This window comes from Micromonospora yasonensis (assembly GCF_026013475.1).
Classification (GTDB): Bacteria; Actinomycetota; Actinomycetes; order Mycobacteriales; family Micromonosporaceae; genus Micromonospora; species Micromonospora yasonensis.
In genome coordinates, this window is sequence record NZ_JAPDPH010000013.1 from 1 (window position 1) to 26,350 (window position 26,350).

The 26,350-nt window shown below is 73.5% G+C and carries 31 protein-coding genes, 3 tRNA genes and 1 pseudogene; 28 read left to right on the forward strand and 7 right to left on the reverse strand.

Annotation, left to right across the window (positions count from 1 at the left end; genetic code table 11):
* Window positions 1-2: 2 nt before the first annotated feature.
* The 11 genes from ONA70_RS04965 to ONA70_RS05015 are packed head-to-tail and all read left to right on the forward strand — an operon-like array spanning window position 3 to window position 8,381.
* Window positions 3-863: a hypothetical protein gene (locus ONA70_RS04965; RefSeq protein WP_265005134.1), complete on the forward strand. Its 861-nt coding sequence runs from the start codon at window positions 3-5 to the stop codon at window positions 861-863.
* The gene (locus ONA70_RS04970; RefSeq protein WP_265005135.1) at window positions 860-1,519 is read left to right on the forward strand and encodes an SAF domain-containing protein; all 660 of its coding nucleotides are present in this window, start codon (window positions 860-862) and stop codon (window positions 1,517-1,519) included. Before ONA70_RS04965 ends, ONA70_RS04970 begins: the two co-directional genes overlap by 4 nt.
* On the forward strand, window positions 1,519-2,352 hold the full coding sequence (locus ONA70_RS04975; protein ID WP_265005136.1) for a P-loop NTPase family protein: 834 nt from the start codon (window positions 1,519-1,521) through the stop codon (window positions 2,350-2,352). The genes ONA70_RS04970 and ONA70_RS04975 overlap by 1 nt, the downstream gene beginning before the upstream one ends.
* Complete coding sequence (locus tag ONA70_RS04980; protein WP_265005137.1) at window positions 2,342-3,874, forward strand: CpaF family protein; 1,533 nt, start codon at window positions 2,342-2,344, stop codon at window positions 3,872-3,874. Before ONA70_RS04975 ends, ONA70_RS04980 begins: the two co-directional genes overlap by 11 nt.
* Window positions 3,835-4,776, forward strand: coding sequence for a type II secretion system F family protein (locus ONA70_RS04985; protein WP_406601142.1), 942 nt, complete (start codon window positions 3,835-3,837; stop codon window positions 4,774-4,776). Before ONA70_RS04980 ends, ONA70_RS04985 begins: the two co-directional genes overlap by 40 nt.
* Window positions 4,776-5,636, forward strand: coding sequence for a type II secretion system F family protein (locus ONA70_RS04990; protein WP_265005196.1), 861 nt, complete (start codon window positions 4,776-4,778; stop codon window positions 5,634-5,636). The genes ONA70_RS04985 and ONA70_RS04990 overlap by 1 nt, the downstream gene beginning before the upstream one ends.
* 25 nt (window positions 5,637-5,661) lie before the next feature.
* On the forward strand, window positions 5,662-5,856 hold the full coding sequence (locus ONA70_RS04995) for a hypothetical protein (RefSeq protein WP_265005139.1): 195 nt from the start codon (window positions 5,662-5,664) through the stop codon (window positions 5,854-5,856).
* A 21-nt stretch (window positions 5,857-5,877) separates the two neighbouring features.
* A complete protein-coding gene (locus tag ONA70_RS05000; RefSeq protein WP_406601143.1) occupies window positions 5,878-6,357 on the forward strand; it encodes a TadE/TadG family type IV pilus assembly protein in 480 nt (159 codons plus the stop codon).
* Window positions 6,342-6,821, forward strand: a complete 480-nt coding sequence (locus tag ONA70_RS05005) for a TadE/TadG family type IV pilus assembly protein (RefSeq protein WP_406601144.1) — start codon at window positions 6,342-6,344, stop codon at window positions 6,819-6,821. Before ONA70_RS05000 ends, ONA70_RS05005 begins: the two co-directional genes overlap by 16 nt.
* A complete protein-coding gene (locus ONA70_RS05010) occupies window positions 6,818-7,249 on the forward strand; it encodes a hypothetical protein (protein ID WP_265005142.1) in 432 nt (143 codons plus the stop codon). Before ONA70_RS05005 ends, ONA70_RS05010 begins: the two co-directional genes overlap by 4 nt.
* 16 nt (window positions 7,250-7,265) lie before the next feature.
* Window positions 7,266-8,381, forward strand: coding sequence for a LysM peptidoglycan-binding domain-containing protein (locus ONA70_RS05015; RefSeq protein ID WP_265005143.1), 1,116 nt, complete (start codon window positions 7,266-7,268; stop codon window positions 8,379-8,381).
* 150 nt (window positions 8,382-8,531) lie between these two features.
* On the opposite strand, the gene ONA70_RS05020 is transcribed toward ONA70_RS05015, so the two are convergent.
* A complete protein-coding gene (locus ONA70_RS05020) occupies window positions 8,532-9,389 on the reverse strand; it encodes a DUF2231 domain-containing protein (protein WP_265005144.1) in 858 nt (285 codons plus the stop codon).
* A 210-nt stretch (window positions 9,390-9,599) separates the two neighbouring features.
* Between ONA70_RS05020 and ONA70_RS05025 the strand changes: the two genes are divergently transcribed.
* Window positions 9,600-10,499, forward strand: a complete 900-nt coding sequence (locus ONA70_RS05025; protein ID WP_265005145.1) for an EamA family transporter — start codon at window positions 9,600-9,602, stop codon at window positions 10,497-10,499.
* A 4-nt stretch (window positions 10,500-10,503) separates the two neighbouring features.
* On the opposite strand, the gene ONA70_RS05030 is transcribed toward ONA70_RS05025, so the two are convergent.
* Together ONA70_RS05030 and ONA70_RS05035 are read right to left on the reverse strand one after the other, a co-directional pair.
* Entirely contained in the window at window positions 10,504-10,752 is a 249-nt protein-coding gene (locus ONA70_RS05030) for a flavin reductase (RefSeq protein WP_265005146.1), read from the reverse strand.
* Window positions 10,749-10,949, reverse strand: a complete 201-nt coding sequence (locus tag ONA70_RS05035) for a hypothetical protein (RefSeq protein WP_265005147.1) — start codon at window positions 10,947-10,949, stop codon at window positions 10,749-10,751. Before ONA70_RS05035 ends, ONA70_RS05030 begins: the two co-directional genes overlap by 4 nt.
* 198 nt (window positions 10,950-11,147) lie before the next feature.
* On the opposite strand from ONA70_RS05035, the gene ONA70_RS05040 reads away from it, so the two are divergent.
* From ONA70_RS05040 to ONA70_RS05055, 4 genes and pseudogenes are all read left to right on the forward strand, one after another.
* Complete coding sequence (locus ONA70_RS05040) at window positions 11,148-11,915, forward strand: helix-turn-helix domain-containing protein (protein ID WP_265005148.1); 768 nt, start codon at window positions 11,148-11,150, stop codon at window positions 11,913-11,915.
* Window positions 11,906-12,097 (forward strand): DUF397 domain-containing protein, encoded by a 192-nt coding sequence (locus tag ONA70_RS05045; RefSeq protein WP_265005149.1) that lies wholly within the window; start codon window positions 11,906-11,908, stop codon window positions 12,095-12,097. Before ONA70_RS05040 ends, ONA70_RS05045 begins: the two co-directional genes overlap by 10 nt.
* 103 nt (window positions 12,098-12,200) lie before the next feature.
* Window positions 12,201-12,386 (forward strand): annotated as a pseudogene (locus ONA70_RS05050) (DUF397 domain-containing protein); the annotation flags it as partial.
* A 277-nt stretch (window positions 12,387-12,663) separates the two neighbouring features.
* Window positions 12,664-13,464, forward strand: coding sequence for a crotonase/enoyl-CoA hydratase family protein (locus tag ONA70_RS05055; RefSeq protein WP_265005150.1), 801 nt, complete (start codon window positions 12,664-12,666; stop codon window positions 13,462-13,464).
* 146 nt (window positions 13,465-13,610) lie between these two features.
* Here the strand turns inward: ONA70_RS05055 and ONA70_RS05060 are convergent, their stop codons facing one another.
* Window positions 13,611-15,092 (reverse strand): dihydrolipoyl dehydrogenase family protein, encoded by a 1,482-nt coding sequence (locus ONA70_RS05060; protein WP_265005151.1) that lies wholly within the window; start codon window positions 15,090-15,092, stop codon window positions 13,611-13,613.
* Window positions 15,093-15,248: 156 nt separating this feature from the next.
* Window positions 15,249-16,154 carry a phytoene/squalene synthase family protein gene (locus ONA70_RS05065; protein WP_265005152.1) on the reverse strand — a complete coding sequence of 302 codons (906 nt, stop codon included), beginning with the start codon at window positions 16,152-16,154 and terminating at the stop codon, window positions 15,249-15,251.
* Between the two features lie 64 nt (window positions 16,155-16,218).
* Between ONA70_RS05065 and ONA70_RS05070 the strand changes: the two genes are divergently transcribed.
* From ONA70_RS05070 to ONA70_RS05105, 8 genes are all read left to right on the forward strand, one after another.
* A complete protein-coding gene (locus ONA70_RS05070; protein WP_265005153.1) occupies window positions 16,219-17,373 on the forward strand; it encodes a polyprenyl synthetase family protein in 1,155 nt (384 codons plus the stop codon).
* 28 nt (window positions 17,374-17,401) lie between these two features.
* Window positions 17,402-18,883, forward strand: a complete 1,482-nt coding sequence (gene crtI / locus ONA70_RS05075; RefSeq protein ID WP_265005154.1) for a phytoene desaturase family protein — start codon at window positions 17,402-17,404, stop codon at window positions 18,881-18,883.
* Entirely contained in the window at window positions 18,880-19,491 is a 612-nt protein-coding gene (gene idi, locus ONA70_RS05080) for an isopentenyl-diphosphate Delta-isomerase (RefSeq protein ID WP_265005155.1), read from the forward strand. Before crtI ends, idi begins: the two co-directional genes overlap by 4 nt.
* Window positions 19,481-20,476: a MerR family transcriptional regulator gene (locus ONA70_RS05085; protein ID WP_265005156.1), complete on the forward strand. Its 996-nt coding sequence runs from the start codon at window positions 19,481-19,483 to the stop codon at window positions 20,474-20,476. Before idi ends, ONA70_RS05085 begins: the two co-directional genes overlap by 11 nt.
* Before the next feature lie 77 nt (window positions 20,477-20,553).
* Complete coding sequence (locus ONA70_RS05090) at window positions 20,554-21,339, forward strand: polysaccharide deacetylase family protein (RefSeq protein ID WP_265005157.1); 786 nt, start codon at window positions 20,554-20,556, stop codon at window positions 21,337-21,339.
* A 156-nt stretch (window positions 21,340-21,495) separates the two neighbouring features.
* A tRNA-Glu gene (locus ONA70_RS05095) sits at window positions 21,496-21,568 on the forward strand.
* A gap of 33 nt (window positions 21,569-21,601) precedes the next feature.
* Window positions 21,602-21,675: transfer RNA gene (locus tag ONA70_RS05100), tRNA-Asp, on the forward strand.
* 75 nt (window positions 21,676-21,750) lie between these two features.
* Window positions 21,751-21,824, forward strand: a tRNA-Phe gene (locus ONA70_RS05105).
* A gap of 200 nt (window positions 21,825-22,024) precedes the next feature.
* Here the strand turns inward: ONA70_RS05105 and ONA70_RS05110 are convergent.
* Window positions 22,025-22,498 carry an HIT family protein gene (locus tag ONA70_RS05110; RefSeq protein ID WP_265005158.1) on the reverse strand — a complete coding sequence of 158 codons (474 nt, stop codon included), beginning with the start codon at window positions 22,496-22,498 and terminating at the stop codon, window positions 22,025-22,027.
* Window positions 22,499-23,013: 515 nt separating this feature from the next.
* On the opposite strand from ONA70_RS05110, the gene ONA70_RS05115 reads away from it, so the two are divergent.
* The 4 genes from ONA70_RS05115 (at window position 23,014) to ONA70_RS05130 (ending at window position 25,549) form a co-directional block, all read left to right on the forward strand.
* Window positions 23,014-23,268, forward strand: coding sequence for a hypothetical protein (locus ONA70_RS05115; protein ID WP_265005159.1), 255 nt, complete (start codon window positions 23,014-23,016; stop codon window positions 23,266-23,268).
* 400 nt (window positions 23,269-23,668) lie between these two features.
* Window positions 23,669-23,983, forward strand: a complete 315-nt coding sequence (locus ONA70_RS05120; RefSeq protein WP_406601145.1) for a tyrosine-type recombinase/integrase — start codon at window positions 23,669-23,671, stop codon at window positions 23,981-23,983.
* Window positions 23,984-24,073: 90 nt separating this feature from the next.
* The gene (locus tag ONA70_RS05125) at window positions 24,074-24,709 is read left to right on the forward strand and encodes an SMI1/KNR4 family protein (protein ID WP_265005160.1); all 636 of its coding nucleotides are present in this window, start codon (window positions 24,074-24,076) and stop codon (window positions 24,707-24,709) included.
* 324 nt (window positions 24,710-25,033) lie between these two features.
* A complete protein-coding gene (locus tag ONA70_RS05130; protein ID WP_265005161.1) occupies window positions 25,034-25,549 on the forward strand; it encodes an SRPBCC family protein in 516 nt (171 codons plus the stop codon).
* 66 nt (window positions 25,550-25,615) lie between these two features.
* Here the strand turns inward: ONA70_RS05130 and ONA70_RS05135 are convergent, their stop codons facing one another.
* Window positions 25,616-26,320: a DUF2786 domain-containing protein gene (locus ONA70_RS05135; RefSeq protein ID WP_265005162.1), complete on the reverse strand. Its 705-nt coding sequence runs from the start codon at window positions 26,318-26,320 to the stop codon at window positions 25,616-25,618.
* Window positions 26,321-26,350: the final 30 nt, after the last annotated feature.

Consider the following 26,350-nt stretch of genomic DNA (forward strand, 5'->3'; position numbering starts at 1 on the left):
GCCTGGTGCTGCTGCTGGCCCTGGCCGGGTCGCCCGTCCACGCCGCCGGCCCCGGCGGGGACTGCCCACCGGGGCAGAACGACTGCAACGTCTGGGACGACGACCCCGGCGTACCCGGCGGGCCGGGCGGCGGGAGCACCGGCGGCGGGGGCTCCGGTGACGGTGCCACGCCGAAGTGCCAGTGGGACGGCCGGGTCATCCCCTGCTACGACAACCTGCTGGGCTGGTTCAACAACAGCGACGGCTGCTACTACAAGCTCGAGGAGCCGCAGCCGGAGGCGCCCGACGGCAAGCAGTGGTACCTCCGTACCTGCAATGGCGGGGACCTGGGCGACCAGAGCGAAGTCCTGCTCGACGCCCCGCCGCCCGGCTACGGCGCGCCGCCCGACCCGGAGGAGCTGGCCCGCCGGGCGCTCGCCTCGATCTCGCTGCTGCCGCCCCGGATCGCGGTCGCACCCCGGCGGAGCAAGGGACCGGGCCTGGTCGGGCTGCCGGTCTGGATGTGGGCCAGCTCGGGCCCGGGCTACTTCGGGCCGCTCACCGCGTCCGCCTCGGACCGGGGCCTGACCGTCGAGATCACCGCCCAGGTGGACCGGATCGTGTGGACCATGGGCGACGGCCAGAAGGTCACCTGCACCGGACCGGGCACACCGTACGCGGCCGACGGTCCCCTGGCCGGGCTGACCTCGCCGGACTGCGGCTACGACCCGGGCTACGCCCGGGCCGGCACGTACCGGGTGAGCGCCACCACGTTCTGGACCGTGCACTGGTCCGGCGGGGGCGAGAGCGGCGACATCGCGCAGAGCCGGGTCAGCGGAACGGTCCCGGTGCAGATCAACGAACTTCAGGTGGTGGCGCGATGAGTGTGGCGACCCGGAACGGGATCCCGTCGGAGGCGCCGGTGGCGCCGCCCCGGGTGGTCCGGCAGCGGCGGGTACGTCCCGGCCTGCTCGGCCTGGCGGTGCTGCTCATCGCCCTGGGCGGGCTGGGCGCGACGTTCGCGGTGACCTCGGTCCGGTCGACCGGCAGCTACCTGGCGGTGGCCCGGCCCGTCGACGTGGGCGAGCAGCTCACCACCGACGACCTGGTCACCGTCCGGGTCTCCGGCGGGCGGGAACTGCGCCCGGTGCCGGCCAGCCGGCTCAAGGAGGTGCTCGACCTGCGCGCCGCCGTCCGGCTGACCCCGGGCACGCTGCTGACCCGCGGTCAGCTCACCGACGCCCCGCTGCTCGGGCCCGGGCAGCAGCAGATCGCGCTCGGCCTCAAGCCGGCCCGGGTGCCGGCCCGCAAGCTCCACCCCGGCGACAAGGTCCTGCTGGTCAGCACCCCGGAACGGCAGGCCGACGGGACCGCCGCCACCAGCGGCGGCACCCGGTTCGAGGGCACCGTCATCGACAGCGCCACGCCGGAGAACGACGACGTGGTGGTCTATGTCGCGCTCGCCGTCCGCGACGTGCCGCCGGTGGTGGCGCTGGCCGCCGACGACCGGATCGCGCTCGTGCTCACCGAGGCGGCCTGATGGCGATCATCGCCCTGGTCTCCGCGAAGGGTTCCCCCGGCGTCACCACGTCCGCGCTGGCCGCCGCGTTGAGCTGGCCCCGGCGGCTGGTGCTGGCCGAGTGCGACCCGGCGGGCGGCTCGATCCTCGCCGGTTACCTGGGCGGGGCGCTGGACGGACCCCGGGGCATCGGTGAGCTGGCCGTCGGGGAGCTGCGCGACGGCAACCTGGAGACCGCGTTCTGGTCTCAACTGGTCGACCTGGACGCGCCCAAGCGGGAGCGGCTGCTGCTGCCGGGCGTGGTCGACCCGGCCCAGGCCGGCAGCGTCACCCCGTTGTGGCAGCGGTTCGCCGACTTCTTCACCGGACTGGAACGGGGTGTCCCCCCGTACGACGTGCTGGTCGACTGCGGCCGGCTGCAGGTGGGCGGTCCACCCTGGCCGGTGCTGCGGGCCGCCGCGATCGTGCTGCTGGTCACCCGCGCCCATCTGCCCGACCTGTCGGCCACCCGGTCGACCATCCAGGCGATCGAGCGGGACTTCACCGAGCACCGGCTGCCCCCGGGCACGCTGCGGCTGCTGGTGGTCGGCGACGGCCACGGCAACAGCGAGATCAGCAAGGCGCTGCGGCTGCCGGTGATCGCCCGGCTGCCGCACGACCCGCGTACCGCGGAGGTGCTCAGCCTCGGCGGCACCGTACGCGCCGGACGGCCGCTGATGCGCGCGGCCGGTGCCCTGGAGGTGCCGGTCCGGGCGCTGCTGGACCGGCGGCGGGCCCGGCTGGCCTGGCCCGGGGCCGCGCAGCCGCGGGCGGTGGCCGCGCCGACCGTGCCGGGGGTGTCCGGTGCGGTTTGAGCCGGTCTCCCACGACCCGCGCGGGCAGCAGCCGGGCGCCACCTCCACGGTGCCGCCGCTGGCCCCGCCGAACGGCCGGCAGCACGGGCCCGGGGCGGCGCCGCTGCCCGCAGGGCCGTCGACGCCTCCGCCGCCCCGGCCCCGGGTGGACTTCGCGGTGGTCCGCGAGCTGCGCCGGGAGCTGAGCGAACGGCTCACCCTCTGGCAGCGCGGCCGGGAGTTCGACGCCGACGCCGAGGAGGTCGAGCGGGCCCGGCTGGCCGTCGCGGTGGTCTCCGCGTATGCGGACTCGGTGCGCCGGGCCGGCACCCCGATGCCCGCCGAGGAGGAGCGGCTGCTGCTCGACCAGGTGACCGCCGAGCTGGTCGGCCTGGGCCGGCTCCAGACGCTGCTGGTCGACGACACCATCGAGGAGGTGCACATCCTCGGCTGCGACCAGGTACGCATCACCCGGCACGGTGGGGGCGTCGACTGGGCGGAGCCGATCGCCGACAGCGACGACGAGCTGGTGGAGATCCTCCAGGCGGCGGCCCGCCGGGCGGGGGCCACCGAGCGGTCGTTGTCCACCTCGAAGCCCACCCTCGACCTGCAACTGCCCGACGGCAGCCGGCTGGCCGCGGTGTTCCTGGTCAGCCACCGCCCGTACGCGGTGATCCGGAAGCACAACACCCTCGAGGTGAGCCTGGAGGACATCGCCGGCGGCCGGCCCGACCTGGACGAGATGATCGATCCGCTGCTGCGCGACTTCCTCCGCGCGTCGCTGCGGGCCGGGCTGAACATCATGGTCGCCGGGCTGGCCGGGGCCGGGAAGACCACGATCATCCGGGCGCTGATGGACGAGATCCCGGCGGACGAGCCGTACGTGCTGCTGGAGGAGAGCCGGGAGCTGCTGCCGGCCCGGCGGGGGCACAAGCACCGCGCGGTGATGAGCTTCGAGGCCCGTGAGGGGCACGGCGAACGCGGCATGGACGGCCGCCCGGCCGGCGAGGTGAGCATCGCCGACCTGATCCCGGTCTCGCTGCGGATGGGCGTGCTGCGGATCATCGTCGGCGAGGTCCGGTCCCGGGAGATCGTGCCGATGCTCCAGGCGATGACCACCAGCCGCGGGTCGATGTGCACCATCCACGCCCGTACCCCGGCCGGGGTGAGCGAGCGGATCATCGAGCTGGCCCTCTCCCACGGCCGGGAGATGACGGTCGACCAGGCCCGCCGGATGGCGGGCAACGCGCTCGACCTGATCGTCTACGTCACGGTCGAGGACGAGACCGCGATCGGCGGGCGCAAGCACCGCTTCGTCTCGTACGTCGAGGAGGTCATCGGCGTCGGCGAGGGCAACCGGATCACCACCACGACGGTCTTCGGGCCGGGCCCGGACGGCCGGGCGGTGCCCCGGCACCTGCCCGAGCGGATCCGCGACCAACTGCTCCGGGTCGGCTACGACGCCCGGCTGCTGACCCGCTTCATCGAGGCCGGCACCGGCGCCTGGCGCCGCCCCCGGCACAGCCGGCTCGGGGGGCGCTAGGCATGGCCACCATCGAACTCGTCGCCCTGGTTTCCGGGGCGGTCTGCGTGGCCGGCCTGGTGCTGGCCGTGGTCGCGCTGGTCGGCACCCGCCGGCCGCCCCGCCGGGCACCGGGCGCCGGGCCGGGGCTGCGCCGGCTCTGGACCGGCTCCGGGGCGAGCGCCCGGGAGCAGCACCGCTACCGGCTCCTGCTCGGCGCGGCGGTGGTCGCCGGCGCGCTGGCCTTCCTGCTGACCGGGCTGCCGGTGGTCGGCCTGCTGGTGGCGCTCGCGGTGCCCGGGGTGCCGTGGCTCTTCGCGGTCGGCCAGGCCGAGCAGCGGGCCATCGCCCGGATCGAGGCGGTCGGCGAGTGGACCCGCCGGCTGAAGGACATCTGCGGCACCGGCCAGGGCCTCCAGCAGGCCATCATCGGCACCATCGCGACCGCGCCCGAGGAGATCCAGGACGAGGTACGCACGCTGGCCGCCCGGTTGCAGGCCGGCTGGCTGGCGAAGTCCGCCCTGCTCGCGTTCGCCGACGAGATCGGCGACCCGGTCTGCGACCAGGTGGTGGCGGCGCTGATCCTGCACCTCACCGACCGGGGCGAGCGGCTGGGTGACGTGCTCGGCTCGATCGCCTCGGCCGCGTCGGCCGAGGTGGCCACCCGGCGGGAGATCGAGGCGAAGCGGACCCAGCCGCGGTTCGCGGTCCGCTTCCTCACCGGGATGACCCTGGCCGCCCTCGCGTACGGGCTGGTCAACCGGGAGTACGTGCGGCCGTACGCGACACCGTTCGGGCAACTGGTGATGGCGGTGCTCGGGGCCGCGTTCGTCGGGCTGCTGATCTGGGTGCGTGCGATGAGCCAGCCACCCCGGCCGGCGCGCTTCCTGCCCGCCCCCGACCCCGAGGCGGCGATCGCATGATGGTCAACTGGCAGCTCGCCGTCGCCGTGCTCGGCGGGTCGGCCGTCGGCCTCGGCCTCTTCCTGGTGGTCCGCGAGGCGCTGCCAGCCACCCCGGCGCTCGGCCCGGCGCTGCGCCGGCTGCACCAGCCGCCCGGTCAGGTGACCGGCACCGGCAGCGGGCCGGACTGGCTGGCCGGCCTGTCCCGCTGGTTGCGCCCGCCGCACCGCCAGCTCGCCCTGCTCGACCGCACCCCCGAGCAGTACGCGCTGTCGCTGCTGCTGTCCGCGCTGATCGGGTTCGCCACCCCGGCCGTGCTGTCGGCCGTGCTGTTCGTCGGCGGGGTGTCGCTGCCGCTGGTCGTACCGGTGCTCGGGAGTCTGGGGCTGGCGTTCCTCGCCGGGCTGGTCGCACACCGGGACGTGCTGGCGAAGGCGGAGGCCGCGCGGGACGAGTTCCGCCAGGCGGTCTGCACCTATCTGGACCTGGTGGCCTTGCAGCTCTCCGCGGCGCACGGCCCGGTGCAGTCGCTGGAACGCGCGGCGACGGTCTGCGACGGCTGGGTCTTCGACCGGATCCGGGAGGCGCTGCGGATCGCCCAGCTCCAGATGCACTCCCCCTGGGACGAGCTGCAGGCGCTGGCCGACCGGATCGGCATCCCGGAGCTGGGTGATGTGGGCGCGATCATGCGCTCCTCGGGCAGCGAGGGCGCCCAGGTGCACGAGACCCTGCGCAGCCGCGCCGACTCGCTGCGCGACCAGATCCGCACCGACAACCTGGCCCGGGCCGAGGGCGTCACCAGCCGGCTGGACATCCCCGGCTCGCTGCTGGTGTTCGTCCTGCTCGGCTTCGCCGTCTATCCGTTCCTCGCCCGCCTGTGAACCCACCCCGAGAAGGAGCTCCGACATGCACGTGATCAGCTACCTGCACACGGCGCTGGCCGCGCGCCTGGCCGAATTGCGCCACGACGCGGAGCGCGGGGACAGTCCGGTCCCCACCGCCGTGATCATCTTCGGCCTGGTGGCGGCGGCCATCGCGGTCACCGCTCTCGTCATGAACCGGGCGACCAACTGGATGGGCAACGTCCCGACCGCGCCCTGACGGCCGACGATGCGGCGCGCACTGTGGACAGGCGACGGCCGGGCAACGGGTGCCGTCCGGCCGCACCGGCCGGCCCGTGGCCTCCGCCGGGCGGTCGCGGCCGTCCGGCACCGGCTCGCCGAGGCCGGTACGGACCGGGGGGCGAATCCGGTGGAGCTGGCCGTGGTGATGCCGGCGATCCTGGTGCTGCTCTTCGGTTCGATCCAGCTCGCGGCGGTGTTCGTCGCCCGTTCCACGGCGCTGCACGCGGCGGAGAGCGGGGTCGACGCGCAACGCGTCCTGGCGGCACCACCCGGCGCCGGTGAGGCACGGGCCCGGCGTTTCCTCCGGTCGACCGGCGACTGGCTGGTCGGCTGGGACGAGCGCGGACCCCGCTGCGTCACCACCGCCACCGAGGTGACCTGCACGGTCACCGGCCGGTCCCTGTCGGTCGTCCCCTGGGTCAGCTTCCCGGTCCGGCAGACCGCGCACGGCACCGTCGAACGCTGGACGACGAGGTGAGGCCGGTGCGGGAGCGGGGATCCGTGTCGATCGAGGTGGCGGTGCTGGCCCCGGCCTTCATCGCGCTGATGGTGCTGGCCGGCGTGGTCGGGCGTACCGCGGTCGCGGACGAGGCGGTGGAGTCCGCCGCGCACGACGCGGCCCGGGCCGCCTCGATCGCCCGGGACGCGGCCACCGGCCGGGCCGCGGCGACCAACGCCGCCCGGCGGCGGCTCGACTGGCGGGACCTGAGCTGCGCGGGCGCCCCGGCGCTCGCCTTCAGCGGCACGGTCCGGGGCGCACCGACCAGCTTCGGCCAGGCGTACCGGGCCGCCCCGGGGGTGCCGGCGACGGTGACCGTACGGGTGACCTGCCGGGTCTCCTTCGCCGACCTCCGGGCGCCCGGGCTGCCCGGGGTGCCCGGCTCGCACACCGTCTCGGCGAGCTTCACCTCACCGCTGGACAGCTACCGGAGCCGAGGATGACCGGGTGGACGGGCCGGGAGAGCGGCCGGGTCAGCCTCTTCCTCGCCGCCGCGATGGCCGGCGTCCTCATGATCATCGGGACGGCGTACGACACCGCCGGCCAGTTGCGGTCGGTGCGGCGCGCCGACGATCTCGCCGCCGAGGCGGCCCGCAGCGGCGGCCAGGTCATCGACCGCGCGCGGGCCATCGAGGGCGGCCCGAAGGAGATCGACGAGGCGGGCGCCCGGGTCGCCGTCGCGGACTACCTGCGCGCGGCCGGCGGGGTACGCGGCCACACCGTCAGCTTCCCCGTGGTCGACGGCGAGAAGCAGATCCGGGTACGGGTCCGCATCACCTACCGCCGGGAACTGCTCGGCCTGTTCGGCTTCCGGAACACCGTCACCGTCACCGGTGAGGCCACCGCACGGGCCCTCACCGGAGCCCCGTAAGGAAGGGAAGGCAGCCATGGCCGTACCGCAACGCTCCGCCGTACGCCGGACCAGCCAGGTCCTCACCGGGCTGGGTGCCCTCGTCGTGCTCTGCGCGGCGCTGGCCGGCGGGCCGGTCGCGCTCCTCGCCCTCGCCGGCAACCCCCTCCCCGACCACCTGCCCACCCTCGCCGAGGTGGGTACGGCGTTGACCAGCCGGGACGACGGGCAGCTCTTCCTGCGCGCGCTGGCGGTGCTGGGCTGGTTCGGTTGGGCGACGTTCGCGTTCTCCGTACTCGTGGAACTGCTGGCGGCGGTGCTCCGCCGGCCGGCGCCCCGGCTGCCCGGGATGGGCCGCCAGCAGCGGGCGGCGGCCGCGCTGGTCGGCTCGGTGGCGCTGATCCTGGCGGCTACCCCGGCCGCGGCGAGCGCCGCCACCCTGGCCGCACCCCAACCCGCCGCCGCCCCGGTGGCGGTCGCGGCGCCGGCCGCCCGGGCCGCGTCGCCGGCCTCCGATCCGGCGGTGTACCGGGTGGCGAAGGGCGACTACCTGGGCGAGGTGGCCGAGCGCTACCTGGACGACTTCGACCGCTACCGGGAGGTGGCCCGGCTGAACCGGCTCGCCGACCCGGACCGGATCCACCCCGGCCAGCTGCTGAAGCTGCCGGAGGGTGCGGTCGACGACGGGGCCCGGCGGCACGCCACCGGCCGGTTGGTGGTGCGGCCGGTGGCCCCGTCCCGGCCCGCCCCTACGCCCCGCCCGCCGGCCGCCGCGCCGCACGCCCCGGGTACGGGTCCGGCGGCCACGCCGCACGCCCCGGGCACGGGCGCAGTGGCCCCCGGCGGCGGGTCGGGTGCGACGGCCGACGGAAGCGGCGCCGGCATGACCGGTCAGCCGGCCAAGCCCAAGCCCTACCCGTCCCGGGCCGACACGCCGAGGTCCACGGTGGAGGAGCCGGCGGGTCCGCCGCCGGCGATGGCGGCGGGCGCGTCCCGGGCCACCGGCGACGACGAGGGGATGAACCGGCCGCTGGCGATCTCGGCGGTGCTGGCGGTGGCGAGCATCGTCGGCGCGCAGATCGGCGCGGTACTCGGCCTGCGCCGCCGCCCCGCTGCCCGCGCCCTCGTCAGCGGCCGACACCGCAAGGACTGACGGCCGTCGCCGGCGTCGGCGTCGGCGTCGGCGTCTGCGTCTGCGTCTGCGTCTGCGTCTGCGTCTGCGGGGGGATCTTGGAGGATTTCGGCCCCTCCCGGGGACGTTTCCTTCCAAGATCTTCCTGCCGTCCGGGGCCGGCGCGACCGGTCAGGGGAGGCGGGCCTCGAGGCGGCCGTCGACGATGCGGGTGGTCAGGGTGACCTGGTCGCTGGCGGCCGGGCCGTGCACCACCTCGCCGCCGCTGGTGAGCCGGAACGTGCTGCCGTGCCACGGACACACCACGCAATCGTGTCCGTCGATCTCCTGCACCTGGCCCTCCCCGAGCGGACCGCTCTCGTGGGGGCAGCGCTCCAACATCACGGTGACCTCGTCGCCGTACCGGTACACGATCACCGACACGTCGTCGTCGATCTGCCGGGTGACCAATTGCCGCTGCGGCAGGCTGGCCAGCTCCCCCAGCGGCTGCCAGCCGTCGCGCACCCGGTGCAGCTCGGAGATGCTCTGGCTGACCTGGGCGCCCTGCTTGTAGGCGAGGTGACCACCCAGGTACGCCCCACCGCTCGCCGCCGACAGCCCCAGGTACGCCAGCGCCCGGCCCAGGTCGTACCGGCCGTTGCGCCGGGCGGCCAGCGAACCGATGTAGCAGGCCAGGCCGACGACGTTCGCGCTGGCGTGCACCAGGCCGACCCGGCGCTGGTCGCGGGAGAGGGCCGCCCAGTCGTTCAGCCCGGCGACGGCGGCCGGCAGGGCGCTCACCGTGCCGATCCCGATCAGGGTGGTCGCCGCCCGACGCTGCCCGGGTAGCGCGTCGAGCACCGCGGCGCTCATCCAGGCACCGACCGGCACCTGCACCATCGCCGGGTGCAGCGGGTGCCCCAGCCAGACGCCGTGCAGCAGGTCCCGGATCCGCTGGCCACGGAGGGCACCCTGGACGACCCGCTGGAGCCGGTCGCCGATCCTGTCCAGCCCGGAGGCCTGTTCGAGTTTGTTCACTAGTCCGCGCACCTGGTCCGACTTCCCGGCAGGAGAGGTCCCAAACCGGGCGACGACGCCGGTTCACCCGTCCGAGGTCGTCCCCACCTCCAACATCGCGCTCGATCCCCGAAGTAGTGGCCTCGCGGCGGGACTGGAAACAGTGGCGCGCGCCGTCACCCTTACCGGCGGGCGCCGGGAAATCCCTCGCGTCGGACGCCGCCGGACGGCACCGTGTTCGGCGTGTACGCGCACGCCTCCCGTACCCCCTCGTCGGCCACCGCCACCCGGCTCGTCGCGGCGCTGGGCCGCCCCGAGGCCGTACCGCCGCCCCTGCTGATGCTGCTCGGCATGGTGTCCACCCAGGTCGGCGCGGCGGTGGCCAAGCAACTCTTCGCCGCCACCAGCCCCGGGGGTACGACCAGCCTGCGGCTCGGCCTCGGCGCGCTGGTCCTGCTGGCGGTCACCCGGCCGACCCGTTGGCCCGGCTGGCGGGCGGCCGGCCTGATCGGGGCGTTCGGGGTGGCCCTGGCGGCGATGAACCTCGCCTTCTACGCCGCGCTCCAGCGGGTGCCGCTCGGGGTGGCGGTCACCGTCGGCTTCGCCGGGCCGCTGCTGGTGTCGCTGCTGGGCAGCCGCCGCGTGGTCGACGTGCTCTGGGCGGTGCTGGCCGGCTCGGGGGTGCTGCTGCTGGCCGGGCTGGGCGGGGCCGGGGTCGACCCGCTCGGCCTGCTGCTCTGCGCCCTGATCGCGGTCGGCTGGGCCGGGTACGTGCTGCTCGGCAAGGCGATGAGCGGGCACGTGCCGGGCAGCCGGGGGCTGGCGCTGGGCATGGCAGTGGGCGCGGTCTGCGTACTCCCGTTCGGGGTGGCGTCCGGCGGGGCCGAACTGCTGGACCCCCGGATCGTGGCGCTCGGGCTCGGGGTGGCGCTGCTGTCGTCGGTGCTGCCGTACTCGGCGGAGCTGGCCGCGCTGCGCCGGATGCCGGCGCGGGTCTTCGCGGTGCTGCTCAGCCTGGAACCGGCGGTGGCGGCCCTGGTCGGCGCGCTGCTCCTCGGGGAACTGCTGGCCTGGCCGCAGGTGCTCGGGGTGGTCTGCGTGGTGGGCGCCGCCCTCGGCGCCACCCTGGCCCGCCGCGCCTGACCGGTCACCGGGCCCGCGCCCAGGTCAGGAACCGCTCGGTCAGGTCCTCCGCCACGGCTGAGCCGTTGAGCTGCGACAACTGAGCACCCGCCTCGGCCATCAGGGTGCTCAGGTAGATCAGCAGGGCGGTCCGGTCCGCGCGGTACTCCACCAGCAGCGCGAGCCGCGCCGGTTGGCAGGGCCACGGCGCGCCACAGCCCCGGCAGAGCCAGAGCGGACGCATGGGCAGGTGGGGACGGGTCGCCCGGCTCATCTCGACCCGCCGTTCCGCCGCCACCCGCCGGCCCGCCACCGCTGCGCCGGGGTGAGGTTGCCGGCCCGCCCGGGCCCGTCGACGGGATAGACGTCCGTCGGTTGGCTCGCCCATCCGGGGCGCTCGTTCTGCGGGGTCCACTGCCGGGGTACGCGCGGCGACGCCTCGGGCCGGTGCCGCCAGAACCGGATACGCATGCCTGTCCTTTCCTCGTCGGTTGAAAGGGGCCGCCCGACGTCGTTGGCGGGGCGGCCCCGGTGCTGACGCTGGCCGCCGGGCTCCTCACCTCCACCGGCCGCGCCGTCCTGGGCAACACGCTGCCGAAGGTGGTCGGACAGATACACCGCGTAGCGATATGGTCGGCAGATATTTGAGACGTCCAATGGGGAGGGACCGTGAACGACGCGCTGCGGGCGGCGCTCAGCAAGACCGGGCACACCACCGAATCACTCGCGGAGCGAGTGGGTGTGGACCCGAAAACGGTGGGGCGCTGGTTGAGCGAGGGCCGCATCCCGCATGCCCGGCACCGGGTGTCGGCGGCGGAGGTGCTCGGCCGGGACGTGTCGGACATTTGGCCGGACACTTCGAGACGTCGTGACCCGGTCTGGTTCCGTCCCTGGCAGGAGATCGAGCGGGAGGCGGTCGCACTTCGGTGGTTCGAATCCCTGGTCCTGCCGGGTCTACTCCAGACGGAGGCGTACGCCCGGGCCGTGCTCACCGGAGCCGGCCTGATACCCCGGAGCGACATCGACCGGCACCTGGCCACACGGCTCAACCGGCAGGGCGTCCTGCGCCGGGACGACCCGCCGCAGTTCACGGCGGTGATCGACGAGGCGGTCCTGCGCCGGCCGGTCGGCGGCCGAGACACCATGCGCGAGCAGTTGGAGGCCCTGATCGCCGCCTGCGCCGAACCGCACATCCGGGTGCACGTCGTGCCGTCCTCGGTCGGGGCCTATGCCGGGCTGAACGGCCCATTCGTGATCGCGCAGTGCCCGGACCACCGCCTCGCCGGCTACCTCGACAACCAGGTCCAGGGACAAGTGGTTAGCGATGTCGATGACCTGGCGGCGATAATGGCCGCGTGGGAGAACGTGCGCGGCGAGGCGCTCTCCCACTGGCAGTCGGTCGATCTCATCAGGGAAGTGGCGGAGACATGGAGCTGACGGGCGCGCGGTGGCGCAAGAGCAGCCGCAGCAGCGGCAACGGCGGTGCCTGCGTCGAGGTGGCCGACAACCTGCCCGGTGTGGTCGCCGTCCGCGACTCCAAGGACCCGACCGGCCCCACCCTCACCTTCACCCCGACCGCCTGGCGCGCCTTCGTCACCCAGATTTCCCACCGCGCCTGAGCCGAGTCGTTCGCGACATCAGCTCGACAGCGTGCCCGGACCACTGCCACGCCGCGCACGGCACGCACCCGGCAGAGCGGCCTGTCACGAAAGGCACGGAGGCATGGAGCTGACCGGCGCCCGGTGGTGCAAGAGCAGCCGGAGCAGCGGCAACGGCGGAAACTGCGTCGAGGTCGCCGGCAACCTGCCCGGCGTGGTCGCCGTCCGCGACTCCAAGGACCCGACCGGCCCCACCCTCACATTCACCCCCACCGCCTGGCGCACTTTCCTCACCCAGCCACCCACTCGTGGGAAGGCACGACTGCGCCGAGCCTGTGCGCTGGCCGACCTGGCCAGCCGCGGGCAGGCCGGTGACTTCGACGAACTGCTCGACAAGCACACCTACCGGGTCCCGCGAACCGAGCGCACCCACCCCGGAGACGCGCGCTGATTCAGGGAAAAGTGGCCATTCTCCGTGGCCGTGGGATGACCACTCTTTTCCGCGAATCAGTCCCGTCGGGAACCGGGAGTAGGAGCGGCACGGGGATCCCTGGCGCGCCAGCCAGCACCGAGGGCATGCTGACCCGATGGGGGTACGCGTCGAGCACGCCGGGCCGGTGACCACGGTGATCCTGGACCGCCCGGAGGCCCGCAACGCCGTCGACGGCCCGACCGCCCGGGCCCTGGCGGACGCCTTCCGCGCCTTCGAGGCCGACCCGGACGCGGCGGTCGCCGTGCTCTGGGGCGCGGGCGGCACGTTCTGCGCGGGCGCCGACCTCAAGGCCATCGGTACGCCCCGCGGCAACCGCGTCGAACCGGAGGGCGACGGCCCGATGGGCCCGACGCGGATGCGTCTGTCCAAGCCGGTGATCGCCGCCATCTCCGGGTACGCCGTGGCCGGCGGCCTGGAGTTGGCGCTCTGGTGCGACCTGCGGGTCGCCGAGTCGGACGCGACGCTCGGGGTGTTCTGCCGGCGGTGGGGCGTACCGCTGATCGACGGCGGGACGGTGCGGCTGCCCCGGCTGATCGGCGAGAGCCGGGCCATGGACCTGATCCTCACCGGCCGCCCGGTTCCGGCCGAGGAGGCGTACGCGATGGGTCTGGTGAACCGGCTGGTCGCGCCGGGTGAGGCCCGGGCGGCGGCCGAGCGGCTGGCCGCCGAGATCGCCCGGTTCCCGCAGACCTGCCTGCGCAACGACCGTTCGGCAGTGCTGGCCAACGCCGGGCTGCCCGAACCGGAGGCGATGGCCACCGAACTGGCCTTCGGCATGGAGTCGCTGATCACCGACGCGATGAACGGCGCGGCCCGATTCACGGCCGGCGCGGGCCGGCACGGCGCTGCCCCGGAGGACGACGCCGTGCCTGGCGCGAACGCGCGGACTACCTGACGACCTCGGCGTCGGCGGGGCGCTCGACCTTCACCGGCAGGCCGTAGTCAATGAACGCCATGGCCACCTGGACCCTGGTCGGGGGACCGGCCTGTCCGTTCTCCAGGCACCGACCACTGGAAAGGTTGTCCGGGCCGGACGGGAGATCACGCCAGGTTGCGGAGCGCCTCCTCGATGGCGCGGTGGAAGGTCGGGTACGTGTAGATCATGTGCCGGAGTTGGCTGAGCGGCACGGCCGCGTGCACCGCCACCACCAGCGCGGAGAGCACCTCGCCCCCGGCCGGGCCGACCGAGGTGGCACCGACCAGCACGCCCTGGTCGGCGTCGGCGACCAGCTTGATGAAGCCCGCGTTGCCGGTCTTGTGGATCCAGCCGCGGGCCGACGAGGTCAGGTCGGTGTAGCCGACCTGCACGTTGATGCCGCGGTCGCGGGCCTGCCGCTCGGTGAGGCCGACGGCGCCCACCTCCGGATCGGTGAAGGTGACCCGGGGCAACGCCCGGTAGTCGGCCACCGGGACGCGGCCCGGCGCGGTCGACTCGCCGGCGCTCATCGCCCCGCCGACCGCGCTGGCCACCCCGGCCGCGCCGCCGATCACGCTGGCGGTGCCGCTGGCGTCCGGGCCGCCCCTGGTCCGTCGCATGTGGTCGAGCACGTCGGCGACGACGATCGCGGCCTGGTACATGGCGATGTGGGTGAACGCGCCCTCGCCGGTGAGGTCGCCGACCGCCCAGATGCCGTCGGTGACGTGCATCCGCTCGTCCACCGGCAGGTAGCGCTGGGTCGCGTCCATGTCGACGGTGTCCAGGCCCAGCTCCTCCAGGTGCGCCTTGCGCCCGGTCACCACGAGCAGCCGGTCGGCGGTGAACCCGCGGTCGCCCGTGTGCACGGTGAAGCCGGTCCCGTCGTGGCTGACCCGCTCGGCCCGCACTGCCGTCTCGATGGTCACCCCGTCGGCGCGCAGCGCCTTGGCGGCGATCTCGGAGGCTTCCGGTTCCTCGATGGCGAGCACCCGGTCGGCCGCCTCGATCACGGTCACCCGGACGCCGAACCGGGCGAAGACCTGGGCCAGCTCCAGCCCGATCGCCCCGCCACCGAGCACCAGCAGGGACCCGGGCAGCTCCTCGACCTCGATCGCCTGGTGGTTGGTCCAGTACGGGGTGTCCGCCAGGCCGTCGATCGGCGGGATCGACGGGCGGGTGCCGGTACCGAGCACGATCCCGTACCGGGTTTCGAAGACCTGGTCACCGACGCGTACCCGGTTGGGGCCGTCGAGCCGGCCGCTGCCCCGGACGAACCGGCCGCCCTTGCCGGTGAAGCGGTCCACCGCCACCTTGTCGTCCCAGGTGTCGGTGGCCTCCTCGCGGATCCGCTTCGCCACCGGCGCCCAGTCGGGCCGGACCTCGGCCGAGCCGGCCAGCTCGTTGACCCGGTGCGCCTCGGCCAGCGCGTTCGCCGCCCGGATCATCATCTTGCTGGGGATGCAACCCCAGTACGGACACTCGCCGCCGACCAGGTCTCGCTCGATTCCCACGACGGTGAGACCCGCCTCGGCGAGCCGCCCGGCCACCTCCTCGCCGCCGACCCCGAGTCCGAGCACGACCACGTCCACCAGTTCCGGATCCGCCATCCCGCCAGCATTCCGCACCCAGGCGGTCACCGCGAGCGCTCCGCACCGGAATTACCGGGCCGGTAACCCGGCGGACCACCACGGTGGCCGGGTGGACGCGTGCCTGCCGGTAGCTGGTTCCGGTGTTAGGAGGGGGCCCCTGTACAACGCCAGGCGTTAAGCGGGGCCCCCTCCTTTCACCACCGGCGTGCCGGCGGGGGTGAGCAGGGCCCACGCGGCCACCGCCATCCGCTTCCGCCCGGGTACGCGGGCCCGGCGGGCGAACACGTCGTGGTCCTGGGCGGCCACCTCGTCGAGGATCCCCCGGTAGAGCGTGTACGCGGTGCGCATGCAGGCCTGCGAGGCGGGCGTGAGCAGCGGGATGCCCGGCGCGGCGGCCAGGTAGTGGGCCTGGGCGCGGCTCACCTCGTGCTCGATCAGCTCGCGGATCTTCGGGCCGGCCCGGCCGGCGGCCTTGGCGGCGAAGAGGTCCTCCCGGGTCACGTCGAACTTGGCCAGGTCCTCGTCGGGCAGGTAGGTCCGCCCCCGGTCCAGGTCCTCGGCGACGTCCCGGATGAAGTTGGTGAGCTGGAACGCGAAGCCGAGCTGGCGGGCCGGTTCGCGGGCGGCGGCCGGGTCGGAACTGCCCAGGATCGGCAGCATCATGGTGCCGATGACCGCGGCCGAGCCCTCCATGTAGTCGAGCAGGTCGTCGTAGGTCGGGTAGGACGACACCGTCAGGTCCATCGCCATGCTGCCCAGGAACGACACGAAGTCGCCGCGGTCGAGGTCGAAGACGGCGATGGTGTGCAGCACGGCGGGGAGCAGCGGGTCGTCGACGGGCTCGCCGTGCAGGCCGGCGACGAACCGGTCCGACCACTCCGCCAGCCGGGCGGCCCGCTCCGCGGGCGGCAGGTCCTCGGTGCGGTCGACGATCTCGTCGGCGTGGCGCGTGAATCCGTACAACGCGTGCACATGCCGGCGTTTCCAGGCGGGGAGCAGGCGGGTGGCGAGATAGTAGGTGCGCCCGTGGCGTCGGTGCAGCTCGCGGCAACGGTCGTAGGCGGCGGTGAGATCGTCCACCGACCCTCCTCGAATTCGACGCGGCAATCGACGCAACTCGCAACTTTACGGTACGCTCGCCCGCATGGCCAATGACGCCGTTGCGGCTGACCCGCGCCGCGTCGCGCCGGCGCAGCCGGGAGCGACGGACGATCCGGTCCGCCGCGTACTGGCCACGTTCACCAGAGACCTGGTCGACGGGGTCGACGAGACGCTGGCGGCGTTCCTCGCTGCCGAGGTCGACTCGCTCACCGAGATCGACCCGGCGATGGGTGGTTTCGCTGCGACGGCCCGCGACTGCGTACTGGCCGGCGGCAAGCGGGTCCGCCCCACGTTCGCGTACTGGGGATGGCGCGGGGTGGTCGGCGGTGCCGAGCTGCTGTCCCCGGTGCTGCCGGCGCTCGCCGCGCTGGAGTTGCTGCACACCTTCGCGCTGGTGCACGACGACGTGATGGACGCCTCCGACACGCGGCGCGGGCTGCCCACCGTACATCGGGCCGCCGCCGCCTGGCATCGAGCCGCCGGCCACGCGGGCGACTCGGACCGGTACGGCGAGGCCGTCGCGGTGCTCATCGGTGACCTCTGCATGGTCTGGGCCGACCGGCTGCTGGCGCACGCCAACGTGCCGCCGGCCCGGCTGCTCGAGGTCCGGCGCTGCTACGACCAGATGCGGGTCGAGACGGTAGCCGGGCAGTTCCTCGACGTGCTCGGGGAGAACGACGCGGCGAACTGGTCGGTGGAGAGGGCGCTGCGGGTGGCCCGCTACAAGACCGCCAGCTACACCGTCCAGCGCCCGCTGCTCTTCGGCGCCTGCCTGGCCGGTGCCGACGCCGACTCGCCGCTGGTCGCCGCGTACACCCGGTACGGGCTGGCCGTCGGCGAGGCGTTCCAGCTCCGCGACGACCTGCTCGGGGTGTACGGCGACCCAGCCACCACCGGCAAGCCGGCCGGCGACGACCTGCGTACCGGCAAGCCGACGGTGCTGCTCATGCTGGCCCGGCAGCGCGCCACCCCGGCCCAGCGCCGGGTGCTCGACCGGGCCGGCACGGTCACCGCGTCCGGCGAGGTGGCCCGGCTGGCCGAACTGGTCCGGGACACCGGGGCGGTGTCCCGGGTGGAACGGATGATCTCCGAGCGGGTGGCCGAGGCGCTCGCCGCGCTCGACACCGCGTCGATCGACGGAACCGCGCGTACCGCGCTGACGGATCTCGCCACCGCCGCCACCGCGCGGCGGACATGATGGGCAACGTGGTGAGGGAGGTGGTCACGTGCGCACCGTGAACGGACGTACCGACCGGGTGGTGGTCGTCGGCGCCGGCCTGGGCGGGCTGGCCTGTGCGCTACACCTGGCCGGCAGCGGCCGGCAGGTGACCATCCTGGAACGCGAGCCGGTGCCGGGCGGGCGCGCCGGCCGGCTCAGCGTCGACGGCTACGAGTTCGACACCGGCCCGACCGTGCTCACCATGCCCGACCTGATCGCCGAGGCGCTCGGCGCGGTCGGCGAGGAGTTGACCGACTGGCTCGACCTGACCCCGCTCGACCCGGCCTACCGGGCGTACTACCCGGACGGGTCGACCCTCGACGTCATCACCGACACCGCCCGGATGGCCGCCGAGATCGCCCGGGTCTGCGGCCCCCGCGAGGCCGACGGCTACCTCCGCTTCGTCGACTACGCACGGAACCTGTGGCGGTGGGAACGGGCCGACTTCATCGAGCGCAACCTGGACGCGCCGACCGACCTGCTCACCGGCAACCTGCTCAAGCTGCTCGGCAACGGGGCGTTCCGCCGGCTCCAAACGAAGATCAACCAGTTCTTCCGCGACCCGCGTACCCAGCGGATCTTCTCCTTCCAGGCGATGTACGCGGGCCTCGCCCCCCACGACGCGCTGGCCATCTACGCGGTCATCGCGTACCTCGACTCGGTGGCCGGGGTGTGCTTCCCGCGCGGCGGCATCCACGCGGTCTCCCGGGCGATGGCCGGCGCGGCGGAGAAGCACGGCGTGCAGATCCGGTACGGGACCACGGTGAGCCGGGTGGAGACCGCGCACGGCCGGGCGACCGGCGTGCTGACCACCGACGGTGAACTCGTTCCCGCCGACGTCGTGGTGCTCAACCCCGACCTGCCGGTCGCCTACCGGGACCTGCTGCCCCCCGGTCGACGGCGGAAGCTCACCTACTCGCCCTCCTGCGTGGTGCTGCACGTCGGCTCCACGCAGGGCTATGACAAGATCGCCCACCACAACATCCACTTCGGACGCTCCTGGAAGGGCACGTTCGACGAGGTGATCCGGCGAGGCGAGCTGATGACCGACCCGTCGCTGCTGGTGACGAACCCGAGCCGGACGGACCCGTCGGTGGCCCCGACCGGTCGGCACACCTACTACGTGCTCGCCCCGGTGCCGAACCTCGACCGCGCCCCGTTCGACTGGCGCGGCGACCTGACCCGCCGCTACGCCGACCGGCTCGTCGGCACGCTGGAGGAGCGGGGCTACGTCGGCTTCGGCGCCGGCATCGAGGTGCTGCGCGCGGTCACCCCGGCCGACTGGGCCGAGCAGGGCATGGCCGCCGGCACACCGTTCGCCGCCGCGCACAGCTTCTTCCAGACCGGCCCGTTCCGCCCGGCCAACCTGCACCGGACGCTCGGCAACGTGGTCTTCGTCGGCTCCGGCACCCAACCCGGCGTCGGTGTGCCGATGGTATTGATCAGCGGCAAGCTCGCCGCGTCGAGGATCACGGGGAGCGCGTCATGACGGCCCGCGAAGGTCACCTGGTCGAATTGGTCGACGACACCGGGCACGCGCTCGGCGAGGCCACGGTGGCCGCCGCGCACCAGCCACCCGGCCGGCTGCACCGGGCGTTCTCGGTGCTGCTGGTCGGCCCCGACGGGCGGGTCCTGCTCCAGCAGCGGGCGGCCGCGAAGACCCGCTTCCCGCTGCGCTGGGCCAACTCCTGCTGCGGTCACCCGCTGCCCGGCCAGTCGCTGGTCGAGGCCGCCAACCGCCGTCTCGCCGAGGAACTCGGCGCCGGTCCGGTCGACCTCACCGAGGTCGGGGTGTACGTCTACTACGCCGAGGACCCGGCCACCGGCCGGGTCGAGTTCGAGTACGACCACGTGCTCCGCGCCGACGTGCCCGCCGACCTGTCCACCCGGCCGGACCCCGACGAGGTGGCCGCCCTGCGCTGGGCCGACCCGCACGACGTCGAGGCCGACCTCGACGCCGATCCCCGCACGTACGCGCCGTGGCTGGGCGGGGTGGTGAACCGGCTGCTGCGGCCGGCGCCGCCCGCCGCCGCGTCCCCCGCCGTCCCGTCCGGCACGGCGGCCGATGAGGCACCGGAGCGGTCGGGTGGCCGATGAGGCGCTGAGCGCGGGAGCCGTCGCGCGCCGGCTGGGGGTCGCCGTCACCACCCTGCGCACCTGGCACCAGCGCTACGGTCTCGGCCCCAGTGAGCACATACCCGGGCAGCACCGGCGCTACACGCCGGCCGACCTCGCGCGCCTGGAGATCATGCGCCGGCTCACCGCGGACGGGGTGACCCCGGCCGAGGCGGCCCGCTGGGCCCGGCACGTGCCCGCCGCCGGCCCACCCGACCTGGGTGCGGCGCTCCGGCGACAACTCCGGCTCGACGTGTCTGACACCACACGGCGGCCGGAAGCCGGCGGCCTCGCCGGCACCCGGGACGGCGGCGGTACGACCATCCCGGTGGGCCGGGCCGGGCCGGTCGCCCGCGGACTGGCCCGGGCCGCCATGCGGCTGGACTCGGTGGCCGTCGGCGAGACGATCGCGCACGCCCTCGCCGCCGACGGCGTGGTCGCCACCTGGGACGGGCTGCTCCGGCCGGTGCTCGCCGGCATCGGCGAGCGGCACGCCGCAACCGCCGGGCTGATCGAGGTGGAGCACCTGATGTCCCGGTGCGTCTCGGAGGCGCTCACCGCAGTGGCCCGGGCCCACCCGACCACCGGGCCGGGGCGCATCCTGCTCGCCTGCGCCGACGAGGAGCAGCACACGCTGCCGCTGGAGGCGCTGGCCGCCGGCCTCGCCGAGGCCGGGGTGGGTTACCGGATGCTGGGCGCGCGGGTGCCGGTGGCGGCACTCGTCGAGGCGGTCGCCCGGACCGGCCCGGCCGCCGTCGTGCTCTGGTCGCACACCGAGGCCACCGCTGAGCCGTACCAGCTCGCCGCACTGCTCACCGCCCCACGGCGACCGCTGCTGGTGCTCGCCGCCGGGCCCGGCTGGCGGGCCGACGCGCTGCCCGCCGGGGTGGTCCGCCCGGTGGATCTGACCGAGGCGATCGCGCTGGCCCTCACCGTTCGCGACTCCCTGGACGCGGCGGCGGGCTGACCGCCCCTCCCGGATCGGCGCTTCGTCCACTACCGTCGGAAAGTCCGCATACCCCGACCCCTCTGCGGGAGCCAACGATGCGTCCACGTGCCGTGCTGGCGCTCGCCGTCGGCCTGGTCCTGCTCCTGGCCGGCTGCGGCGAACCTGGCAAGACCCCGTCCCGGGCCGGTGCCCCGCCCGCCGCCTCGGCCACCCCGAAGCCGAAGCCCACGCCCACGCCCCGGCCCAGCCGCACCCCGCCGAAGCCGCAGCTGCGCCCGCTGCCTAAGAACCTGCCCGCCGGGCTGCACCGGCACAGCGGAGACCAGGGGGTGGCGCTCACCTTCGACGACGGTCCGAACCCGCGCTGGACGCCACAGATCCTCGACCAGCTCCGGGCGGCCCACGTCACCGCGACGTTCTGCCTGGTGGGCAAGGAGGCCCGGCGCTATCCGCAGCTGGTGGCGCGGATCGTCCGGGAGGGCCACCAGCTGTGCAACCACAGCTGGCGGCACGACATGGACCTGGGCCGGCGCCCGGTGGCGCAGATCCGCGCCGACCTGGTGCGCACCAACCAGGCGATCCGGGCCGCCGTACCGAAGGCCAAGATCAGCTGGTTCCGTCAGCCCGGCGGCCGGTGGACCCCCGAGGAGGTGGCGGTGGCGGGCCAACTCGGCATGCGCCCGCTGCACTGGAGCGTCGACCCGCAGGACTGGGACCGCCCGCCGGCGAAGACGATCATCAAGCGGGTGGAGTCGGCGGCCCGCCCCGGCTCGGTCGTGCTGATGCACGACGCGGGAGGCGACCGGAGCCAGACAGTGGCCGCCTGCCGGACCCTGATTCCCGACCTCCGGCGGCGGTACGGGATCTCCAGGCTCCGGTGACACCCCCCTCTGAGCTGCAATTTCGTCCGCTGGTGTGCCGGTAGCCATACCGGTTTGGTCGCCCGGGGAGGCATGACATATGCTTCTCATGCCTCCGGCGGGGCCGGATGGGAGCAAGTCCGCTTGAAGTTGCGAGTGTGCAATGATGGCGGGGCCGCCCTCATCGTCTAGCGGCCCAGGACGCCGCCCTTTCAAGGCGGTAGCACGGGTTCGAATCCCGTTGGGGGCACGGTCCGGCTCAGACCGGATGCAACACCAGCTAGGTCCTGTGGAGCAGTCGGAGTGCTCGCCGCCCTGTCAAGGCGGAGGTCGCGGGTTCAAGTCCCGTCAGGACCGCAAGCGCTGACGCCGCGCCCCGCATGCGCGGCGTTCTGCGTATCGGCCTGTGCGGTAGCATGAGCCGAGCACCACGGCCAGGTAGCTCAGTTGGTACGAGCGTCCGACTGAAAATCGGAAGGTCGGCGGTTCGACCCCGCCCCTGGCCACATAGCCTTTCGCCGGGCTACAGGAACGCCGACCAGCGGAAACGCCGGTCGGCGTTCTGCTTTGCGCCCCCAGATGCCACGTGTCCGGTCTGACCCTCGTTGACCCCGGAATCCCACTGGTCGCCGCTCCTTGTTGCACGTGGATTGCACGACGGAGCGCGCCGGGGGTGGGGAGCCAAACCGTCATGCTGTGGCTCGCCTCACATGAGCCCTTCGCCGCGCTGTTGCAGCCACTCGGTCAAGGCCACCGCTACGGCGTCCATCTGGCCGGCGCTGATCGCCTGGCCGTCCGGCTGTCCCAGAAACCCGAACACGTTCGGTCCGCGTCGGTCGGCTGGCAGATCAGCCGGCCGTGGGATCACGTGGAAGTGGACGTGACCAAAGCCCTCTGCCTCCGCGAACTGCACGACGTACGTTTTCGCGCAGCCCGTCACGGCTTGCAGCGCTCGCGACAGGCGGACCTGCCAGTAGCCCAACCCGGCGGCTTCGACATCAGTCAGGTCAGCGATTGTGAGCACGTGACGGTGCGGAACGAGCACGAGCCAGCCTGGCAGCCCGGTACCTACTGCGTGCGCCGCACGCCAGTGCTCATCGGCCGCAATCCGCTCCCGCGGTGGCAGCTCGTCAAACCGGGCGGTGTTCTCACAGGTGAAGCATCCTGGCTTGATCACCATCGGGGCAGTAGACCTCTTGCCGTCCCTTTCTTCAACCCCGCCGTTAGCGGATCTCCTCGTCGGGCATCGGCCTGGACGGGCCTTGGGGTTAGAAGAAGATCGCGGATGACTGGTCAGGCCATCGCGCCCCTGTTCAGCCTGTCCTTGGGTGTCGGGCGTCGTCGGCCACTGCCGCTCTCCTTGGCTGTACGGATGGCTGTACGACCGGCCGGCGCTGACCACCTCATCCGTAGATTCCCAAGAGCATGCCAAGGCCGTCCGATGCCGTCCGCCTGGTCCTGGTCCTCAAGCGCTCGGCAACTCGATAGGTCCCGTCCCGTCCGGTCCAGTCCGCCCCGGTGGCTCCCACGCGTGGCTCCCAGACACCGAGATCATGCGATGCCTCAAGCGCTACATCGCCCGCGACGCGTTCCGCCTGCTCGCATCGCGACCCATGAACCAGGCATCCTTTTCTGGTGCCACCGCTACTAACTGACGACGAGTACAAGGCAACGATGGGACCCCACCCCACAAGAGTGGGTCCGGACCAGGTACCCCCCTTCGACTTCTGGCCCTACTTCGACTCCATCCCCCAAGGCGACTTCAACGGGCACGACTTCTCCCAAGGCCGGGTCACCCACGCTTGGCAGATGCCGGACGGGGCGCACCAACACGTCCTCATCGCCTGCGAGACACCCAACGTGTTCCTGGTCCTCGTGCTCGACCTACATGCCTCCTCGGTCCTCGGCCACCACCTACTCGACCTCAACCGGCTCTACGGACTCCCCTGAGCCGGGCAGCCTTCCCGCTTGACCAGCACGGCGGGCCTCAGAGCCATCTCCGCCGTGAGTCCCACACACCGTGGAGTAGGCCAGGGGCCAGGGGCCAGGGTGACAAGGTGGAGCGCCCTACCGGACGAACGACCTTGGCACCCTGGCCCCTGGTCTGCTCGGCTCTGCCTGGGACTCATGGTGGAGATGGCGACCCGCGCAACCACCGACTACCGCACCGTCCGGACGGGCTTCCCCGTCTCTGTCGAAGATCCCTGCCCGGAGGGCAAACAGCTCTTGCCGTCCGCCAGCGTGGCCGGCTGGCCCGGCCGATGCCGGCCGGAGGTCGCCAGCAGGCCGGGGCCGGGCCGGCGCGGCCCGCTTTGCGGGCCGCCTTGATGAGTACGCGGGCAAAGGCCGACTGTTCGTCAGCCGCGACGGGTCGCCGCTGCGGAGGGACAGCTTGTATCAGGCGTTCGTCCGGGCGCGGAAGCAGGTGGGTCTGGATGGCCTGACCTTCCACGACCTGCGGCACACCGGGCAGACCCTCGCCGCACAGACTGGCGCGACCCTCGCTGACCTGATGAAGCGGTTGGGTCACTCGTCCATGGCGGCTGCTCGTCGCTACCTGCATGCCGTGAACGGACGCGACCGGGAGATAGCCAAAGCCCTGTCCGAGCTCGCCGCGCACGGGGATGTCGCACGGCTGCCCCGACACATCACGATGCGGAGCTAGTGAGCCGTGCCCCATGACAACGCGACCCAGCCACCCACCAACCAAGCGGCGACCTCATCGTCGTCCAAGGCTCGGCCCTACGCTGGGCCAATGCAGCCGATCAACTGGCATGAGATCCGGGAACGGGTCCTCCGGATGACGCCGTCGGTGGAGCAGATGTGGCGGGATCTTGAACCAACATTGACGTCAGGAGAGTTGGACGATCTGCAGCAGCAGATTGGTGCCGAGCTGCCTAACGATTACCAGCAGTTCCTCCTTCATGTCGGACGCGGTGGGCCTGGACCGTCTTACGGGATCACTCCCGTAGGCAAGGTTGAGGGTCGATGGGCATGGCGCGGCGAGGGATACGAACACCGGCCGGTCAACCTGGCCGACCCCTTCCCGCTGCGCACCTCCGACTGGCGTGTGCAGGCAGAGCTGGAAGCGGCCTATCCCGACTGGTTCGCGTTCGCGACACAGGCCAACTACGAAGCTGCGGTGCAGACGTGGCATGACCGGCACGACAGCATCGTGTTCGACCCCCGGCGCACATACGGTGCGATCCCGATCTGCGAAGAAGGCTGCGGCCTGCGGGCATTGCTCATCGTCACTGGCCCCGAACGTGGCCACATCTGGCTCGACCATCGCGCCGACGGTCGCGGCTTGACGCCGGCCTGGCTGCCACACCATCCCCGTATCACTTTCGCCCAGTGGTACCGCGACTGGATCGAGAGGCAGAGCACCTAGTTGCATGGGCCGTTGCACGACGGGGTGCGGCGGCTGTCTGACCTGCGGAAATGCGGGTGCCTGAAAATCGGAAGGTCGGCGGTTCGACCCCGCCCCTGGCCACATAGCCTTTCGCCGGGCTACCAGAGCGCCGACCAGCGGAAACGCCGGTCGGCGCTCTGCGTTGTGCCGGAACGGGTGTCTCCCGTCTTGGCGCGAAGACCGGGTCGGCCGGCCACGGCGCCGAGGCCCGCAGAGCCGGCGACGAACAGTGTCGGGAGCACGTCGGAGAGCGAGCACGCGCGAAGCTGCGCAGCCGGGCATCAGCCGGTATGGTCCGGGCCTATGGGACAGGAGATGGCCGGCCCGGATGAGGTCCGCCAGGAGTTCGACCGTTTCTCCCTCCGCTGCCGCCTCCTCGCCCCCACGTCCGCCGAGCGGGCGTTCGCCGTCTTCACCGGCTCGCTGACCGACTGGTGGGTACGGGAGTACACCTGGTCCGGGCCGGACGCCCTGGCCGAGCTGGGCGTCGAGCCCCGCTCCGGCGGCATGCTCTACGAGATCGGCCCGTACGGTTTCCGGAACGACTTCGGTCGGGTGCTCACCTGGGACCCGCCCCGCCGGCTGGTGTTCACCTGGCAGATCGGGCCGGACCGGGTGCCGGTGCCCGAACCGGCACGGGCCAGCGAGGTCGAGGTGCTCTTCCTGCCGGACGGACCGGACCGGACCCGGGTCGAGGTCGAGCACCGCAACTTCGACCGGCACGGCGAGGCCGCCGAGGGCTACCGCGAGGCGCTCACCGCCGGCTGGCACGAACTGCTCCGCCGCTACCTCGCCACGGTCACCCGCGCCGCGGCCTGAGCGAGGGCAACCCGCGGAAACCCGGCACCGCTGCCGATGCGGACGCGAGCCGGTCGAGGCGGCCCGTCAGTGCCCGAGGCCACGCGCAGCGGCGCCGCCGGTCACGCCCGTGCCGCCCAGGTCGGCCCGGCGTCCCGCCTCGGCTCCTGAACCGAAGCCGGTGCCGGCGAGCCGGCGGGCCGGCGCGGTACGCAGCCGGGGATAGACCTCGGCGAGCCGGCGCTGGACGCGGTCGGAGCGGTCGGCGAGCACCAGGGCCACCGAGGGCACCCCGGACCCGGCGACGGCGCCGGCCTCGGCCGAGCGCAGCCGCTCCGCCACCACGTGCGCGAAGCCGGCCAGCCAGGTACGCCGGAACGCGGCCGGCTGCTCCCCGGCCGGTACGGCGGTGCCAGCCAGCCCGTGTGCGGCCTGGACCAGCAGCGAGGTGAAGAGCAGCTCGACCCGCTCCAGGTCGCTGGCGAAGCCGAAGAGGTGCATCGCGAAACCGCTGCCCTGCCGGCGTCGTACGCAGCGGCAGCGCAACGGGTCGGTGACTGCGGCGAGCAGCCCGGCCTTGTCCCGGGCGTACGGGGCGACGACCTCGACCACGCGGTCGCCGACCGGGTCGGTGGCCGGCTCCCGGGCGGCGAGCAGCGCCCGGTCGACGCCGTAGCGCGCGATCAGTTCGGTCGCCTTGGCCATGAACGCGGCCGACTCGGCGGGCGTGCAGGCCGGGTCCTCGGCCTGGGCGAGCAGCTTGCGCACCTTGCTGAGCATCGCCTCGGACATGCACCAGAGCTACCACAGGCACCGCCGGCG